The following is a 17,935-nucleotide window of genomic DNA, read 5'->3' as shown; positions in this document are numbered from 1 at the left end:
CTTGGTGTGGGAAGTAATGAGAAACACAGGAACACATGAGCATCATCCAGACACTGCCCTATGAATGGCTGGTCGGCCTGCGCTACACCCGCGCCGGCAAGCGCAGCGGCCGCGACAGCTTCATCTCCTTCATCTCGCTGATCTCCGTGACCGGCATCGCGCTCGGCGTGGCGGCCCTGATCATCGTGCTGTCGGTGATGAACGGCTTCCAGAAGGACGTCACCGACCGCATGCTGTCGGTGCTGGCCCACGTCGAGGTGTTCGGCCAGGACGGCGGCATGCCCAACTGGCGCGAGGCTGCCCGGCAGGCCGGCAAGCACCCGGCGGTGCGCGGCGCCGCGCCCTTCGTCGAGACCCAGGCCATGCTGCTGCGCGACGGCGCCATGCGCCCCTCGGCCATCCGCGGCGTGCTGCCCGGCGAGGAGGAAAAGGTGTCCGATGTGGCGCGCCAGATCGTGCAGGGCCGCTTCGAGGACCTGCAACCGGGCCGGTTCAACATCGTGCTGGGCGACCTGCTGGCGCGCTCGCTGAACGTGGGCGTGGGCGACAAGCTGACCATGCTGCTGGCCCAGGCCCAGACCACTCCGGCCGGCATGCTGCCGCGCACCCGCTCGTTCACCGTGGTCGGCATCTTCAAGTCCGGCCACCCGGACTTCGACGCCTCCTTCTCCTTCGTGCACGTCGAGGACGCCCAGCGCATGGAGCGCCTGGGCGCGCCCGCCGGCCTGCGCCTGCGCATCGACCAGGTGCGCGATGCGCCCCAGGTGGCCGAGGAGCTCAAGGCGTATTTGCCGGCCGGCGTCGTGATGCGCGACTGGTCCAAGCTCAACGCCAACTGGTTCGCCGCGGTGCAGACCGAAAAGAAGATGATGTTCATCGTGCTGACCCTGATCATCGCGGTGGCCGCCTTCAACCTGGTGTCGAGCCTGGTGATGACGGTGACCGACAAGCAGGCCGACATCGCGATCCTGCGCACGCTCGGGGCCTCGCCCGCCTCGATCCAGAAGATCTTCATGATCCAGGGCGCAGTGATCGGCCTGCTCGGCACCGCCGCCGGCGTGCTGCTGGGCGTGCTGGTAGCCCTGAACATCGACGTCATCGTCCCCTTTATTGAAAACCTGCTGGGAGTGCAGTTCTTGTCGAAAGATATCTACCTGATCAGTACCGTGCCGTCGGAATTGCGCTGGCCGGACGTGGCCCGCATCGGCGTGGTCTCGGTGCTGCTGGCCTTCGCCGCCACCCTCTACCCGAGCCGCTCGGCCGCGCGCGTGAAACCTGCGGAGGCGCTGCGCTATGAATAACCACGGAGCACCGGTCCTGGCTTGCCGTGGCCTCGGCAAGACCTTCAAGCAGGGCGACTACACCGTGCAGGTGTTGAAAGACATCGACTTCGCCGTCCATCGGGGCGAGCGCGTGGCCATTGTCGGGGCCTCGGGCTCGGGCAAGTCGACCCTGCTGCACCTGCTGGGCGGCCTCGACACGCCCAGCACCGGCGCCGTGACCCTGCTGGGCGAAGACTTCGCCACGCTGTCGGAAGCGCGGCGCGGCGACGTGCGCAATTCCTCGCTCGGCTTCGTCTACCAGTTCCACCACCTGCTGCCGGAATTCTCGGCGCTCGACAACGTCATGATGCCGCTCCTGATCCGGCGCGAAAAGCGCGACGCGGCCTTGGCCAAGGCCCAGGCGATCCTCGAGCGCGTGGGGCTGGGCAAGCGCGTGATCCACCGTCCCGGCGAGCTGTCAGGCGGCGAACGCCAGCGGGTGGCGCTGGCGCGCGCCCTCGTCACGCAGCCGGCCTGCGTGCTGGCCGATGAGCCGACCGGCAACCTGGACCACAGCACGGCCCAGAACATCTTCGACCTGATGCTGGAACTCTCGCGCACCCTCGGCACCGCCTTCGTGATCGTCACCCATGACATGGAACTGGCGCGCCGCTGCGACCGCATGCTGCGCCTGACCGAGCACGGCCTGCAGCCGCTGGAGCCCTGAATGTGGATCGACACCCACTGCCACCTGGATGCGCATGAATTCGGCGGCGCAGCGGTCGACATCGCGCGCGAAGCCGGGGAAGCAGGGGTGTCGATGATCGTGCTGGTGGCCGTCGACCGCGGTAATTTCGCCGCCGTCGCCGATCTCGCGGCGCGCATCCCGAACGCCTGCTATGCGCTCGGCATCCATCCGATCTTCGTGCCCCAGGCGGCGGACGAGGACCTCGTCGCGCTGCGCGCGGCGGTGGAAGCCGCGCTGGACGATCCGCGCTTCGTCGGGGTGGGCGAGATCGGGCTGGATTTCTTCATTCCAATGCTGTGCGAACCGGACATGCGCGCCAAGCAGGAACGTTATTTTCGCGAGCAGCTGCGCATCGCGCGCGACTTCGGGCTGCCGGCCCTGATGCACGTGCGCCGCTCGCAAGACCAGGTGCTCAAGCACCTGCGGAGAATCACCCCGCCGGGCGGCATTGCGCACGCCTTCAACGGCAGCTTCCAGCAGGCGCAGAACTTCATCGACCTGGGCTTTCACCTGGGCTTCGGCGGCGCCATGACCTTCACCCGCGCGCTCCAGATCCGCCGACTGGCGTCCGAGCTGCCGCTCGAGGCGATCGTGCTCGAGACCGACGCACCCGACATCGCTCCCGCCTGGATCCACCCGGGGCGCAACAGCCCCGGCGAGCTGCCGCGCATCGGCGCTACCCTGGCCGCATTGCGCGGGCTGGACGAGATGGAAATCCGGCTCGCAACCCACCGCAACGCCCTGGCGGCAATGCCCCGGCTGCATTCGCTCATCACCCTCTAATACCAGCCGCCGACCACGTCAAGACAGGGAAGTTCAGCCTGTTACCCATGATCGCGAGCAAGCTCCGCCAGGTGCCCCTCTGTCAAGATGATGACTTCGCTGCGACAGCGGCCATCCCCGACAGGAGAGACACGTGGACAGCGCGAGCGAATTCCTGCGCATGCTGCAGCATGAGAAGTCGCTGACGACCGCCCACCGGCCGATCCGCCTGCGGCTCGGACATGCCGACCACCTTGCCGACGAAGTCCTGCTGCCGCAGCGCGTCAGCGGCAGCGAGTCGGTCTGCGGCGGCCTGGAGTATGTGGTCACCTGCGTGGCAAGCACGCCGCGCCTGCCGCTCAAGGAACTCATCGCCCTGCCGGCCGAAGTGCAGCTGGTGACCGACCGCGGCCAGCTGCGCGGCGTGTGCGGCATCGTGGCCGAGGCGCGCGCCGGCGACTACGACGGCGGCCTGGCGGTCTACCAGCTGGTGATCCGCGATGCCCTGGCCATCATGGAAAAGCGCATCAACAGCCGGGTGTTCCGCTACCAGAGCGAACTCGACATCGTCCAGCTGCTGTTCGAGGAATGGAGCCAGTCCAATGGCGTGATGGCCAGCGCCTTCGACTACGAGCTCGATCCGCTGGTCGACCTGCGCCAGTTTCCGCCGCGCGAGCAGACCATGCAGCACAACGAATCCGACGCCGCTTTCGTGCGGCGTCTGCTGAAGCGGCGCGGGGTGGCGTGGACCTTCCGGCCGGGCCGCTCCGGCAGGACGCGTCCCGGGAGGGCGCAGGAGGATGGCCTCGATGCCGAACGCGACGCCGTACCGTCGCACACCCTGGTGCTGTTCGCCGACCCCAACTCCCTGCCGCGCAGCAGCGCCGGCAGCGTGCGTTACCACCGCAACGACGCCACCGAGGAGCGCGACAGCATCGATTCCTGGTGCGCCGCGCGGCGCCTGCAGCCGGGCAGCACGACACGCCACAGCTGGGACTACCGCAACCCGATCGGCACCCAGTTCATGACCGCCTCGGCGCGCAGCATGGCGGACCAGGGGCGCAGCGGCAACGAGCTGGCGGCGAGCCTGGACGACTACGTGGTCGAGATTCCGCACGCCGGCAACGACGTCGAGGACCACTGGCGCCTGGGCCAGGTGCGCATGAACCGGCACGAATTCGACACCAAGTGCTTCCACGGCGCGGGCTCGGTGCGCGACCTGCGCGCCGGCGAGTATTTCACGCTCCTGGACCACCCCGAGATCGACACCCACCCGGCTGCAGAACGCGACTTCGTCGTCACCACATTGCGCATCGAGGCCGAGAACAACCTGCCGGCCGACGTGGCGGCGCGCGTGCGCCGCCTGATGGGACCCTACCGCGGCGATGGCGCCCCCGCCCTTACTGGCGAGCGCGGCGACACCCTGGCCGGCCTGATGGCGGGCGCGCGCGTGCGCGTCAGCTTCGATGCGGTGCGGCGCGGCATCCCGCTGGTGCCGTCTTTCGATCCGCGTGTCGACCTGCCGCATCCGCAGCTGCAAAGCGCCATCGTGACCGGCCCGCCTGGCGAGGAAGTGCATTGCGACGCCCTGGGCCGGATCAAGATCCGCTTCCCGGGCATGCGCCCGCAAGACCACCGCCACGCCCACGGCGCCGGCGCCTCGGACACCCCGGCCGATTCGGCCTGGGTGCGGGTCGCCTCGAACTGGGCGGGCGGCGGCCCGGGCAGCAAGCAGCAGTCCGGCACGCTGGGCCTGCCGCGGGTGGGCAGCGAGGTGCTGGTCGCTTTCCTCGGCGGCGACCCGGATCGGCCCATTGTCCTGTCCCAGCTGTTCAACGGACGGTCCCGGCCGCCGGCCCTGAGCCGCCTGGGCGAGCTGCCGGGCAACCGCTACCTGTCCGGCATGCGCAGCCACGAGGTGGGCGGCACCCGCGGGGGCCAGCTGCTGTTCGACGACACGCCGGGGGAAATCGGTGTGCAGCTGGCCAGCGAGCATGGCGCATCCGAACTCAATCTCGGCTGGCTCGGCGAACCGCGCGCCAATGGCCGGGGGGCGCCGCGCGGCGAAGGCGCCGAGCTGCGCAGCGACAAGGCGGTGGCCGTGCGCGGCGGCGGGGGCGTCCTGATCAGCGCCGGCGGCAAGCAAGACGATGGCGGCGGACAGCTCGAGCGTGGTGGCCTGGTCGGCATCGGCGAGGTGATGCAGGGGGTGCTGGAGGAGCTCGGTAGGCTGGCGGCGGAACATGGCGAGTACGAACACGCCAAGCCGCGCCTGGCCGAGCTGGTCGACAAGCTGCGCCGCTGGCACGAGGGCTCGAACGTCGCCCCGGCGTCCGGAAAGGGCGGCCAGCCGGTGGCCGCGGTGACGGCGCCCGCCGGCGTCATGCTGGCCACCGAGGACAGCATCGCCCTCGGCGCCCAGCACAAGATCGACCTGGTGTCGGCCGGCGACATCGAAGTGGCGGCCGGGCGCAGCCTGTTCCTGCGGGCCGCCCGCGCCCTCAACCTGTTTGCCTACGAACTCGGCCTGCGGCTGATCGCGGGGCGGGGCAATATCGTGGTCCAGACCGACAAGGGCGACATCGAGATCAAATCCTCCGGCCACCTGCGCCTGATCGCCGCCAAGGGCATCGAGCTCGAGGCGCCGGCGGTCAAGGTGGTGTCGCAGGGCGCGCAGACCGACTGGGACGGCGGCGCCATCACCCACCAGAGCAGCGGCAAGCACGTGGTCAAGTCGGGCGGCGTCGACTACCTGGCCGGAGGCACCGCAGAACCGGACGGGCTGAAGCTGCCGGAGACGGCGCTCGAGACCGACGAGCGGGTGGTCGTGATCGACCGCCAGACCAGCATGCCCGCCAAGGGCCGGCGCTACATCGCCCGCCACGAGGACGGCACCACCATCGAAGGCGTTACCGACGACGAAGGGCGCACCAGCATCCTGCACACCTATGCCATGGGCGACATCGAAATACGCCTCCTGCCGGATGACGCCCCGGATGACGCCCCGGATGACGCTCCCAGTCCACCGGCAGCGGGAAAGGCATGAGCGAGCCGACCCGCCCCATCCACCAGCCGAGAGTCGAAGCCGACGGTAGCTTGGTGGCGCATACGGTTGCCACGCCCACCGCCTTCAAGGTAAGGGCGCGCGTGACGGTGGGGTCGCGCAAGGTGATTCCCGTGATTTTTGTGCCGGGGATCATGGGTTCGAACCTGCGGGCGCGGAAAGACTTGAAACCTGAGCCCGGAGCCGCACTCAAGCCGGGGGAGTCCGCGTGGCGGCCTCCTAACGGGCTGATCGATGGCGGCAGCGAGGTTCGCAAATGGTCCAAGCGTACGCCTGCGCAGCGGCAGCGGATTCTCGATCCCTCCATCCTTGAGGTCGACCCTGATGGTGAACTCGCCTATTCGGGCTCGATGCTGGACGAGTCTGAAATGCGCAAGCGCGGCTGGGGCGAGGTGCATGCCGCCTCCTACGGCGGTCTCCTGATCGACTTGCAACGACGGCTGGACAAGACCTATCGGCGAGGACCGGGCGGTGAACGGGAGGTCCGTCCGTACTGGAAACGCGTCATGCAGGTCGAACCGCAACGCTGGGGCGTTCGAAGCATTCAGAAAGTGACGGAGGCGGAGCTGGAGAAATATGCGGCCTACCAGTATCCCGTGTATGCCTTCGGCTATAACTGGCTCGAATCCTGCGAGGTGTCGGGCCAGCGCCTGCGCGCCAGGATAGACCAGATCAAGAAGTTCTGGACAGAGCGGAAGCACGAATGCCAGCACGTCATTATCGTGACCCATTCGATGGGTGGACTGGTGGCGCGCGCCTGCGCCCGGTTGAGCGAGCCAAAGCAGGGGGCAGCTTCCGATATTGCCGGCATTATCCACGGCGTGATGCCTGCACTGGGGGCGCCGGTGGCGTATCGGCGGATAGCCTGCGGCACCGAGGGCGGGCACTTTACGAACACCTTGGGGGACAACATCAAGGCGGATGCTTTTGCCCTCATCGCGGGGAAATCAGCGGCGGACACCACGCCGGTCATGGCATGCTCGCCCGGCATACTGCAGCTGTTGCCGAATCAGCTCTACCCCAGACCCTGGCTACAGATCAAAACCGTTCGCACCGTCAACCGGAAGGAGGAAGTACGCGATTTGCTCGCGCTCCCTGACGGCAATCCCTATGACTTCTATCGTGATATGAAATCCTGGTATCGGATGATTGATCCGGGACTGGCTGATCCGGCACGCCGTTATAGGAAGCACAAAGACGCGGTCGAAGGCATCGTTCTCGCTGCGATTGATATCGCAGAACATTTCCATACCAACGTCCTTGTTGATTCCGGTTCCGGCGATAAGAACAAACCCTACTACCATCCCCATACCTACGCGTTCTACGGTGCAGATGCCGCCTTACGATCCTATGGCCAGATCAGATGGGTAGCGCGCGAGCCAGCCAGTACCAGCACTGCATTGACACCGGCAAATATCCGCTCAGGCCAGCACGTCGAGACGGATTCGGACGGGGCGCGCGAGATTAATATCGCGAACGGTCCGCGCCTTCGCTTTTCGATCTGGCCCCAAGATGCTCATGGGGATGAAACGGTTCCTGTGCAGTCTGGCGCAGGCCCGCAAGCACATGTACGTCAGATCTTCGCTCCTGGAGGATTCAGACACCAAGACAGCTATCAACATGAGGACATGCTGCTGTTGACGCGGCATCTCATCGTAAAGATTGTGCAGGAAGTCAAATGATTCGGCTTGCGGGCCGGCGGATGCGAGTCGTAGGTGTACTGATGGCGTTGGGGCTGACGCTGGTCTCCTATTTCGCTAATTCGGTACAGACCGTGCAGGATCAGCGGAAAGTGGCGAATATGATGAGCAAGATGAAGACTGTATGTGTGGGACGCTTCCTATTGGATATCCCTGCGGGAGCTGCACTCAATATCGATCGGGGGTTCGTGAGCGGATATGATATATCGACGTCTACCCACGAAACGGACGAGGAATTTGCAACGCGTCTCCGTCAGTTCGAGGCTGAGGTCTCCTCGGCCCGTAAGGAGAATGGTCGTCCCAGCCTTGAGTCCAGCAAGGTGCTTGCGTTTGGCCCGGGTCGAGGGAAGGTGTTTGTACATAGCCGGCGCCGCGGCAAAACGCTGGAGAATGACCGCATTGTCATGACCGAAAGCGTGAGCGTGCGTGGCATGCTCCGTTTCCCGGGCTTGAGCATCACAGCCAGCGCCGAGGGAATGGACTTCGATAGCGGCGCCGAACTGGCCCGGTTACTCGGACGTATCCGGCCGCTGGCGACGGGGGAGATTCCTGCGGAATCCGGCTTTTGCCTCGATCATGCGATCGTCCGTGATCCCTATCCGGACCCTGAAGGCGAGAGTGCCGTCATGTTCGCCGGCTTCCTGGGCCATCCCGACGTCAGTATCGTCCTCTCCACAATGGCCGGTACCGCGCCCGCGCCCGGCCTGTTGGCGCGCAATGCGGCTGCGGCGGAGCGGGAGCCGCTTTTCATGCGCCTGGCCTTTACGAACCTGCGGGAGCGCTCGCGTACGATCAATGGCCTGCCGGGTGAAGAATTGCTGTTGCGGATACGCGAGACCAACTTCACGACGGGCTATGACTTCCAATGGGAGATGGCGGGAAATGAGGACGACATCCTTGCGCCTTTGCTGACATTGGAACTGGGAGCGGGAACCAACCCGGTCAGCGGAGGCAAACCCGTCCAGTCGTCCCTGTCCGAGGAGGTTTTGCTGGAACTGTGGGAGCGTATGTCGAGCAGCATTCGGATACGCCCTAGTGCTTCCGCGAAGGGTGCCCAGTCGGCGCCACTGCCGGTCGCGCTTGGCACCAGTTCGCTCGCAGGCGAGATTTGCCCGGAGACAGGGTGGTGGCAGTGTGGCGACGGCGGCAATGGGGTCGGCGTATTTGGTGGTGAACGTCAGTTCCTCAAGAAGGGACAGCGCATGCCGCAGGCGCTGCTGCTTCCGCCGGCGACATTGTGGCAGCGGCTGCGCGGCATGCAGCCCAGCTACGAAACCCGCAATCCCACATTGTGGACACTCGCAGACAAGCGAAGCAGCGCTCGCATCCCGCCTCCAGCCGGGCTTGCGCACGCATTGCCCGGCGTAGATCGGGGCGTCGTGCCGGCCGCAGCGACACCTGGTGCAAGCATCGAGGCGCCCATCGGCAGCATCGCGAAGACGGGCGCAGCGTGTCCGGCAAGCGGCTGGTGGCGCTGCGAAGACAGCCACGCACTCGATGGGACCCGTTGGTTCGCCGCGGGCAGCGTGCTGCCGGCGGCGACCTTCCGTCCCCAGGGGCACGGCCGCGGAGCGGGCCATCCCGAACTCATCCATCGCCGTAGCGCCTGGCAACTGCTCCGCCTTGCGGAGTCGGGCTCCGAAGCCGACGCTCTCCGTGCGGGGGCCGTGTCGCCGGGTGTTCCTTCAACCGGATCATCCTAGGCAGGATTGCAGCTCACTGGGCAACAGCGGGGAAGCAGGCAGGATGCGGCTCCAATCGTTGCCGGAATCGCCGAAGCCGGACACCTGTAACGAGGACGATGTGCGAGAACAAGCCGATGCGCACTGCCATTCTTGCATTCCTGGGCGGGACCTGGTTCCTGCAAACCAGGCCGACCTTGCCGGACCAAAGCAGCCTCCTGCTCTGCCTGCTGGTCGCCACAGGTGCAGTGGCCCTCCTCCGCGGCGCATGCCGCCATCTTCTTGTCGGCAGCCTGTTGGGCTTCCTGTGGGCGGCATCGATGGCGCAGCTCGCGCTGTCGCAGAGCCTGAGCAAAGCCGACGAGGGCCGCGACCTGGCCATCGTCGGCACCATCGACAGCCTCCCACACCGCTTCGACGGCGGTGCCCGCTTCCAGTTCCGGATCGAGCAGGTCGACACACCCGGGGTGGCGCTGCCCCGGCGCGTCGCCCTGTCGTGGTACGGCCAGCAGGCCTCCGACCCGAGCCTGGTCCAGCCCGGCGAGCGCTGGCGCCTGGTCGTGCGCCTCCAGCGTCCGCACGGCAACGCGAATCCCCATGGATTCGACTACGAAGCCTGGCTGCTGGAGCAGGGCGTGCGCGCCACCGGCTATGTCCGCCCGGCGGGACCGGACAACCGCCGCCTCGACCCATGGGCGCCTGGCCCGCGCAACCTGGTCGAGCGCACACGGGCCCGGCTGCGCGACCGGATCACCGGCATCCTGGCGGACGAGCCCTACGCGGGCGTGATCGTCGCCCTCGTGATCGGCGACCAGCGCGGCATAGCCCAATCCGACTGGGACGTGTTCAACCGCACCGGCATCAGCCACCTGGTCTCGATCTCCGGCTTGCACATCACCATGCTCGCCGGCCTGGCGGCATGGACGGCCTCCTTCCTGTGGCGGCGTTCTTTCTTCACCGCCGCCCAGTTGCCGCTGGTCTTGCCCGCGCAGAAAGTCGCCGCGCTGGCCGGCGCCTCGGTGGCGCTGCTTTATGTGCTGCTGGCCGGTTTCGGCGTCCCTGCCCAGCGCACCTTCACCATGCTGGCCGTTGTCGCCCTCGCGCTCTGGCTGGGGCGGATCACGGCGGCCTCCCAAGTCCTGTGCCTGGCGCTCGGCGTGGTGCTGCTGTTTGACCCCTGGGCCATGCTGTGGCCAGGCTTCTGGCTCTCGTACGGCGCCGTGGCGGCCATCCTGTATGCCAGCGCCGGCCGGATTGGGCGGCCCCAGCGGGGATGGCGCGGCAGCCTGCTGGTGGCCGCGCGCACCCAATGGGCCGTCACGGTGGGCCTGGTGCCGCTCACCTTGCTGCTGTTCGGGCAGGTCTCGCTCGTCGGCCCGCTGGCCAACGCGCTGGCCATTCCGGTGATCAGCCTGTTCGTCACGCCGCTCGCGCTGCTCGGCAGCGTGCTGCCGGCGCCGTTGGCCGGCGCGGTACTGGGCTCTGCGCACGCCGCCGTCGAGCTGCTGGCCGCCATCCTGGGCTGGCTGGCCGCCCCGCGGCTGGCCGTATGGAGCGCCCCCGCACCTGATGCGTGGATGCTGGTGCTGGCGCTCACGGGCACCGCGTGGCTGCTGGCGCCGCGCGGGTGGCCGCACCGCTGGGCGGGCCTGGCCGCATGGAGCCCGCTACTGGCCCAGTTGCCCTCGGCGCCGCCGCCGAACACATTCAGCGTCACGGTCTTCGACGTCGGCCAGGGCATGGCGCTGCTGGTCGAGACGCAGCGTCATCGCCTGCTCTACGATACCGGCCCCCAGTACGCGCCCGGCGCCAACGGCGCCACCCGCGTGATCCTGCCCTATCTGCGAGGGCGGGGCATCGCACGGCTGGACACGCTGGTGGTCTCGCACAGCGATCTCGATCACTCGGGCGGCGCCGCCGACCTGCTGTCCACCCTGCCGGTAGCCGAGGTCCTGTCCTCGCTGCCGCCTGCGCATCCGGCGCTGCGCGGCGCCGTCCGCCGTACGCGCTGCGGCGCCGGCCAGGGGTGGCGCTGGGATGGCGTGCTGTTCGAGATGCTCGGGCCGAACCCCGCCAGCTACGGCGATCCTGGACTCAAGGCCAATGCCCGCAGCTGCGTCCTGCGCATCAGTGCGGGGGGACGGGCGATCCTGCTGGCGGCGGATATCGAAGCGGCCCAGGAAAACGAGCTGCTGCGCCGCGTGCCGCAGGCCTTGCACGCCGACGTGCTGCTCGCGCCACACCACGGCAGCGGCACCTCGTCCACCACCGCCTTCCTGGAAGCGGTGAAGCCGAGCCTGGGCGTGTTCCAGGTCGGCTACCGCAACCGCTACCGGCATCCAAAGAAGGAGGTGTATGCGCGCTATGGCGAACTGGGCATCCGCCGCCTGCGCACCGATGAGTCGGGGGCGGTGAGCCTGCATTTCGGCCGGACGCTGGAGGTCGGCGAACAGCGCCGGACGGCTGCGCGCTACTGGCACGGCCGCTAGGCGCCAGCCATGCCGCGACCGCTACCATTTCTGCGCAATCATGCGTGTCTACGGCGTACTCGCCGGTTCCGCCGCGGGCAAGCTGATCGTCACCTGCAGCCCGCCATCCGTGCGGTTCGCCGCCGTGATCGCGCCGCCGTGCGCGTGCACCACGCGCTGGGCGATCGCCAGGCCGAGGCCGTGCCCATCGACGCTGGCGCCGGCCGGGTTGGCGCCATGACTGGCACGATAAAAGGGCTCGAAGACATGAGGCAGCTCCGCCGGCGCGATGCCGGGGCCGCGGTCGAGTACATCGACGCGTGCGCCGCCGCGGACGGCGGCCACCGTGATATGTACCGCGCCGCCGGCCGCGCCATACTTGACGGCGTTGCGAATGACGTTCTCCAGCGCGCTCCACAGCAGGTCCGGATCGCCGCTAACGCTGACACAGCCCTCGGCCTCCACGATGATGCGCGGTGTCGCGTCGGGATCGGCCTGGCCGGCTTCGAAGCGCGCGTCCGCGGCGATGGCGTCCACCAGTTCGGTCAGGTCGACCGCTTCGCGCCGGGCGATGCCGCTCGAGGCTTCCAGGCGCGACAGGGTCAGCAGTTCGCCGACCAGCCTGTCCATGCGGATGCTCTCGCGCTCGATCCGTTCCAGCGAGGAGGCGATCTTCTCGGGCTGCTGGTGCGCCAGTCCCACCGCCGCCTGCAGGCGCGCCAGGGGCGAGCGCAGCTCGTGCGAGACGTCGTGCAGCAGGCGGCGCTGGCCGTCCATCAGCATGCGCAGCTGGCCGCTCATGCGGTCGAAGTCGCGACCCAGGTCGCTCAGCTCGTCGCCTCCGGCCGGCCTGGCAGTGAAGCGCGGCGCCAGGTCGCCGGCCGCCGCCGCATCGAAGGCGCTGCGCAGCGCGCGGATGCGGCGCGAAAAGTACAAGGCGAGGAGGGCGGCGAACAGCAGGCTGGCCAGGACCGCGGCAATGATGCCGGCCGCCTGCCCGACGCGCCGCCCCCAGCCGGGCTCCATGCCGGGCACCGGCCCGCCGCGCCCGCGGACGCCTTGCTGCGGCGGGCCGAAGCGGCGCGAGACCAGCGCCAGGTAGCGGCTGCCGTCGCTCGCCACCAGCTGGCGTGCGCCGCGCACGGGGCCGCCCTCGCGCAGGCTGCGTTCCGCTTCCCGGACCAGCTCGTCCGGCACGGCGCGTCCCAGGATGTCCTTGTGGCGCGCGTCCAGCACGAACACCTGCGGCCTGCGCATCTCCGCCAGCATGCCCTGCAGGGCGCTCATGCCGCCGTGCTTGAGGGTCGCGGCCGCGGCGTCGAGGGCGATGGCGGCCGGCGGGCCGGTGTCGAGCACCGGGGCCTGGCGCTGGCGCGCCTGGTCGCGCAGCCAGAAGGCGCCGCCGATGCCGATCGTGGCCGCGACCTGGGCCAGCAGGATCGAGAGGAAGAACTTCCAGAACAACCTGCCCATGCTACTCCCGGATCAGCTGGTAACCCTGCCGGTAGATCGTCTGCAGGCAGGAGCGGCCGTCCGACAGGGGGCCGAGCTTATGGCGCAGGCTGCTCAGGTGGACGTCGATGTTGCGGTCGAAGCGCGCCAGCGGCCGGCCCAGGCCTTGTTCGGACAGTTCGTTCTTGCTGACCGGGCGCCCGGCGTTGCGGGCCAGGACTTCGAGCAGGTTGAATTCGGTGCTGGTGAGGTCGAGCAACGCGCCGTCCCAGGTGGCGCGGCGCTGCTCGGGCAGCATGGTGAGCTTGCCGACGCTGATCACGACACCGGGGCTGTTGTCGTTTTGAGCATGGGTGCGGCGCAGGATGGCGCGCACCCGCGCGGTCAGCTCGCGCGGGGTGCAGGGCTTGGCGACGTAGTCGTCGGCGCCCAGCTCCAGGCCCAGGATGCGGTCGGCGTCGTCGCCGCGCGCGGTCAGCATCAGGACCGGAATGCGGCTGGCGGCGCGGATCCGGCGCAGGGCCTCGATACCGCTCATGCCCGGCATCATGACGTCCAGGATGACGATGGCATGCAGGCCGGACAGTGCTTCGCGCACGCCGTCTTCGCCGTTGTGGACGCAGGACACCCCGAAACCCTCCTGTTCGAGGTATTCCGCGAACATGCCGACCAGTTCGACGTCATCGTCGATGAGCAATACGTGATTCATGGTGCAAGGATAGCAAACCGCACGCTCCTGTCCTGTTGTCTAAAGGGAAGATTTACGCGCTTTTACATGGCTTGTCCGCGCTTTACGTGGCGGCGCAACAGAATGGCGGCACTGAACCACACGAGGAGCCACCATGAACACCTTTTCCCTGCAATTGGCCGCGGCATGGGCCGCCTGCCTGATCGCCGCCCCGGCCGCGCTGGCCCATCCCGGCCGCGACGGCCCGCCCATGGAAGGGCGCATGGCGCATGCGCGCCACGGCGGCCCTCCGCACCTGGCAGGGCTGGACCTGAGCGAGGCCCAGCAGGACCGCGTGTTCGCCATCCTGCACGAGGCCGCGCCCAAGCGCCGCGAACTCGACAAGGCCGAGCGCAAGGCGCGCGAGGCGCTGCGCGAGCTCGCCGGCGCGCCCCAGGTCGATGCGGCCAAGGCGGGTAAGCATGCCCAGGCCTTGGGCCAGGCAATTTCTGACCAGGAACTGCTGCGCCTGCGCACCGACAGCCAGGTGAGGGCGGTGCTGACGCCCGAGCAGCGCGCCCGGCTGGAGCGTGGACCACGGCGTCCGGAGCCGCGCCGCCAGCCCGGCCAGGACCCTCAGTAAGCCAAACCGATAGGACCCGCCATGCACGACCACGACCATCACCAAGGCCTTCGCGCCGACCTCGATACCATGCTGTCCCGGCCCGCCAGCCGCCGGCAGTCGCTACGCTGGCTGCTTCTAGGTGCCGCCAGCCTGCCAGTTGCCGGCTGCGGCGGCAGCGGCGCCGACGGCAACTACGGCATTACCACTTCCACCTCGACCGGCACAGGGACCGGATCCACCACAGGCGGCACCACCGTGGCCTGCACCGTGATCCCCGAGGAAACCGCCGGGCCCTATCCCGGCGACGGCAGCAACCGCAACGCCAGCGGCGTGGCCAATGCGCTGGCCTTGTCGGGCATCGTGCGCGGCGACATCCGCGCCAGCGTGGCCGGCGCCGCCGGCGTGGCCGAGGGCATTCCGCTGACGATCCGCCTGCAGCTCGTCAACGTGGCGGCCGGCTGCGCGCCGGCGGCGGGCGCCGCGGTCTACCTCTGGCACTGCACCCGCGAGGGCGGCTACTCGATGTACTCGAACGGCATCGTGAACGAGAACTACCTGCGCGGCGTGCAGGAGGCGGACAGCCAGGGGAATCTCAGCTTCACGACGATCTTTCCGGGCTGCTACGACGGCCGCGTGCCGCACGTGCACTTCGAGGTGTATCCGAGCCTGGCCAAGGCGGGCAGCGCGGCCGGCAAGATCAGGACCTCGCAGTTCACCTTTCCGATGGCGACCCTGAACGAGGCCTATGCGGCGAGCGGCTACGGCAGCAGCGCCGCCAACCTGGCGCGCGTGAGCTATGGGAGCGACATGGTGTTCAGCGACGGCTTCAGCCTGCAGATGGCGAGCGTCAGCGGCAATGCCGTCCAGGGCTATGTGGTGACCCTGACAGTAGGCGTTTCCCTCTAAACAAGCTGCGTGGGGCCGCGGTAGAACGGGTGTGCTATTAGAATGGCCTGGCTTGTTCCACCACCGTCCCCGCGACCATGTCCAAACCGCTCCTACATTTCGCCCACGGCAACAGCTATCCGGCCGGTTCCTATAACCGCATGCTCGAAGCGCTGCGCCAGCACTACGAGGTGCGCACCCTCGACATGCACGGCCACGACCCGCGCTATCCGGTCAGCGACGGCTGGCCCGGCCTGGTGGACGAGCTGATCGTCCAGCTGGAAAGTTATGGCCGGCCGGCGATCCTGGTCGGCCACTCGCTGGGCGGCATGCTGTGCGCGATGGCCGCCAAGCGCCGTCCCGAGCTGGCGCGCTGCGTGGTGATGCTGGATTCGCCCGTGGTGGCGGGCTGGCGCGCCTTGGTGTGGCGCGCGGTCAAGGGCCTCGGCCTGGGCTCGCGCTTCTCGCCGGCCCAGTTCTCGGAAAAACGCCGCCACCTGTGGCCGGACCGCCAGGCCGCGTACGAGCATTTCGCTTCGAAACCGATGTTCCAGGCCTGGGCCCCGGGGGCGCTGGACGACTACCTCGACCACGGCCTGGCGCCGCATTCGGAAGGCGTGGCCCTGCGCTTTCAGCGCGAGGTCGAATCGGCGATCTATAACAGCCTCCCGCACCACATGGGGGAGATCATCCGCGAGCCTTTTCCGGTGCCGGTAGGCTTCATCGCGGGGACCGATTCCGAAGAGCTGCGCCAGGCCAGCCTGGCGCCCACGCGCAAGCTGGTGGGCGAGAACCTGGTGATGATCCAGGGGAGCCACCTGTATCCGATGGAAAAGCCGGAAGCGACCGCGCGCCTGACGCAGGACATGATCGCCCGCCTGCTGGGGCAGCAGGCGCAGGCGAGGACGGAGCAGCTGGTGCAGGCCGGCTGAGCCGGCCCCAACGCTTATTCGCCCGGCGCGTTGAGCGGGCGGGCCTGGTTGTCCATCGAGCTGCGGAAGGCTTGCTGGCCCACCGAGCGGACCACGCGGTCGGTGGTCTTGGGATTCGGAATGCGCGAGCCGGTCAGCTGGTTGTGGTTGGTGCCGCTGCTTTCCGCGCCTGCGGCCACTTCCACCGGTTCCTCGCTGGCGGGCGGCAGGGCGCAGCCCGCGAGTGCCAGTGCGCCTGCCGCCAGCAGGGCTTTCGTTGCGATGTGCATCTCCACCTCCATGGTCAGAAAATCCCATCGTACGCACAAATTGCCATTGCGGCAATACCGTCTGTACTGACAGGCGACCGTGTCGGATATTTAGATTAAAATTGCAGGATTTTCTTCCTGTTTTGGAAACACCACGATGACTATTAAGAGCGACAAATGGATCCGCCGCATGGCGGAGGAAACCGGCATGATCGAACCCTTCTCGCCGCAGCAGGTGCGCGAGTCGGACGGCCGCAAGATCATCTCGTGGGGCACGTCTTCGTACGGCTACGACATCCGCTGCGCCGACGAGTTCAAGGTGTTCACGAACATCAACAGCACCATCGTGGACCCGAAGAACTTCGATTCCAACTCCTTTGTCGACGTCAAGAGCGATGTCTGCATCATCCCGCCGAATTCCTTCGCGCTGGCCCGCACCATCGAATACTTCCGCATTCCGCGCAACGTGCTGACTGTCTGCCTGGGCAAGTCGACTTACGCCCGCTGCGGTATCATCGTCAACGTCACCCCCTTCGAGCCCGAGTGGGAAGGCTATGTGACCCTGGAATTCTCGAACACCACGCCGCTGCCCGCCAAGATCTACGCCGGCGAAGGCTGCGCCCAGGTGCTGTTCTTCGAGAGCGACGAAGTCTGCGAGACCTCGTACAAGGACCGCGGCGGCAAGTACCAGGGCCAGCATGGCGTGACCCTGCCGAAGACCTGATTCAGCTTCGGCGGGTTGCTCGATCACCGGATCATATTTGACGGGAAACCGCATGTCCGACTGCTGTGATGGCGGCTGCTCCTCCGGCAAGCCGCCGATCGACCCGCGCTACCGGCGCATCCTCTGGATCGCGCTGTGGGTCAATGCCCTGATGTTCGTCGTCGAACTGGCGGGCGGCTGGACCGCCGGCTCGGTCTCGCTGCTGGCCGACGCCGTCGACTTCCTAGGCGACGCGGCCAATTACGGCATTTCGCTCTTCGTGCTCGCGCTGGCGCCGGTCTGGCGCTCGCGCACCGCCCTGGTCAAGGGCGCGACCATGGGCGGCTACGGCCTGTTCGTGCTGGGGACGACCTTCTGGCACCTGCGCTCCGGCACCGTTCCCGAAGCCCACACCATGGCCGCCATCGGCCTGGCCGCGCTCGCGGCCAACTGCCTGGTCGGCGCCTTGCTGTTCGCCTACCGCAATGGCGACGCCAACATGCGCTCGGTCTGGCTGTGTACCCGCAACGACGCCATCGGCAACCTGGCCGTGCTGCTGGCCGCGCTGGGGGTGTGGCAGGCCGGCAGCGGCGTGCCCGACCTGCTGGTGGCGGCCGTGATGGGCCTGCTTGGCCTGTCGGCGGCACGCAGCGTGATCACCCAGGCGCTGGGCGAGCTGCGGGTCGTGCCCCGGCCGGCCGCTTCCAGCGTGGAACTCAAGCGCCGCTAGGGTCTGT

Annotated in this window: 15 protein-coding genes; 12 read left to right on the top strand and 3 right to left on the bottom strand. The window is 67.9% G+C overall.

The window, feature by feature from the left end:
* Positions 1-35: 35 nt before the first annotated feature.
* The 7 genes from V7778_RS10550 (at position 36) to V7778_RS10520 (ending at position 11,707) form a co-directional block, all read left to right on the top strand.
* Complete coding sequence (locus V7778_RS10550) at positions 36-1,301, top strand: lipoprotein-releasing ABC transporter permease subunit (RefSeq protein WP_335554942.1); 1,266 nt, start codon at positions 36-38, stop codon at positions 1,299-1,301.
* Positions 1,294-1,989 carry a lipoprotein-releasing ABC transporter ATP-binding protein LolD gene (lolD, locus tag V7778_RS10545; RefSeq protein WP_335554940.1) on the top strand — a complete coding sequence of 232 codons (696 nt, stop codon included), beginning with the start codon at positions 1,294-1,296 and terminating at the stop codon, positions 1,987-1,989. Before V7778_RS10550 ends, lolD begins: the two co-directional genes overlap by 8 nt.
* On the top strand, positions 1,990-2,793 hold the full coding sequence (locus V7778_RS10540; RefSeq protein WP_335554938.1) for a TatD family hydrolase: 804 nt from the start codon (positions 1,990-1,992) through the stop codon (positions 2,791-2,793). It begins immediately after the preceding gene.
* 133 nt (positions 2,794-2,926) lie between these two features.
* A complete protein-coding gene (locus tag V7778_RS10535) occupies positions 2,927-5,818 on the top strand; it encodes a type VI secretion system Vgr family protein (protein WP_335554936.1) in 2,892 nt (963 codons plus the stop codon).
* Positions 5,815-7,518 (top strand): esterase/lipase family protein, encoded by a 1,704-nt coding sequence (locus V7778_RS10530; protein WP_335554935.1) that lies wholly within the window; start codon positions 5,815-5,817, stop codon positions 7,516-7,518. Before V7778_RS10535 ends, V7778_RS10530 begins: the two co-directional genes overlap by 4 nt.
* A 20-nt stretch (positions 7,519-7,538) precedes the next feature.
* Positions 7,539-9,239, top strand: a complete 1,701-nt coding sequence (locus tag V7778_RS10525; RefSeq protein ID WP_335554933.1) for a T6SS immunity protein Tli4 family protein — start codon at positions 7,539-7,541, stop codon at positions 9,237-9,239.
* Between the two features lie 116 nt (positions 9,240-9,355).
* Complete coding sequence (locus V7778_RS10520) at positions 9,356-11,707, top strand: DNA internalization-related competence protein ComEC/Rec2 (protein ID WP_335554931.1); 2,352 nt, start codon at positions 9,356-9,358, stop codon at positions 11,705-11,707.
* Between the two features lie 48 nt (positions 11,708-11,755).
* Here V7778_RS10520 and V7778_RS10515 read toward each other — a convergent pair whose 3' ends face one another.
* Complete coding sequence (locus V7778_RS10515; protein WP_335554929.1) at positions 11,756-13,159, bottom strand: sensor histidine kinase; 1,404 nt, start codon at positions 13,157-13,159, stop codon at positions 11,756-11,758.
* 1 nt (position 13,160) lies between these two features.
* Positions 13,161-13,847: a response regulator transcription factor gene (locus V7778_RS10510; RefSeq protein WP_335554927.1), complete on the bottom strand. Its 687-nt coding sequence runs from the start codon at positions 13,845-13,847 to the stop codon at positions 13,161-13,163.
* A 133-nt stretch (positions 13,848-13,980) separates the two neighbouring features.
* Between V7778_RS10510 and V7778_RS10505 the strand changes: the two genes are divergently transcribed.
* From V7778_RS10505 to V7778_RS10495, 3 genes are all read left to right on the top strand, one after another.
* Complete coding sequence (locus V7778_RS10505) at positions 13,981-14,448, top strand: Spy/CpxP family protein refolding chaperone (protein WP_335554925.1); 468 nt, start codon at positions 13,981-13,983, stop codon at positions 14,446-14,448.
* A gap of 21 nt (positions 14,449-14,469) precedes the next feature.
* A complete protein-coding gene (locus V7778_RS10500; RefSeq protein ID WP_335554924.1) occupies positions 14,470-15,336 on the top strand; it encodes a dioxygenase family protein in 867 nt (288 codons plus the stop codon).
* Positions 15,337-15,413: 77 nt separating this feature from the next.
* Entirely contained in the window at positions 15,414-16,247 is an 834-nt protein-coding gene (locus V7778_RS10495; RefSeq protein ID WP_335554922.1) for an alpha/beta hydrolase, read from the top strand.
* A gap of 14 nt (positions 16,248-16,261) precedes the next feature.
* On the opposite strand, the gene V7778_RS10490 is transcribed toward V7778_RS10495, so the two are convergent.
* Positions 16,262-16,516 (bottom strand): hypothetical protein, encoded by a 255-nt coding sequence (locus V7778_RS10490; RefSeq protein ID WP_335554920.1) that lies wholly within the window; start codon positions 16,514-16,516, stop codon positions 16,262-16,264.
* A gap of 136 nt (positions 16,517-16,652) precedes the next feature.
* On the opposite strand from V7778_RS10490, the gene dcd reads away from it, so the two are divergent.
* Positions 16,653-17,219 (top strand): dCTP deaminase, encoded by a 567-nt coding sequence (dcd, locus tag V7778_RS10485; protein WP_335554918.1) that lies wholly within the window; start codon positions 16,653-16,655, stop codon positions 17,217-17,219.
* Positions 17,220-17,271: 52 nt separating this feature from the next.
* Positions 17,272-17,928, top strand: a complete 657-nt coding sequence (locus tag V7778_RS10480; protein ID WP_335554916.1) for a cation transporter — start codon at positions 17,272-17,274, stop codon at positions 17,926-17,928.
* The last annotated feature ends 7 nt before the right edge of the window (positions 17,929-17,935 follow it).

The organism is Massilia sp. DD77 (assembly GCF_036961685.1).
Classification (GTDB): Bacteria; Pseudomonadota; Gammaproteobacteria; order Burkholderiales; family Burkholderiaceae_D; genus Telluria.
This window is presented reverse-complemented; position numbering and strand designations above follow the sequence as displayed.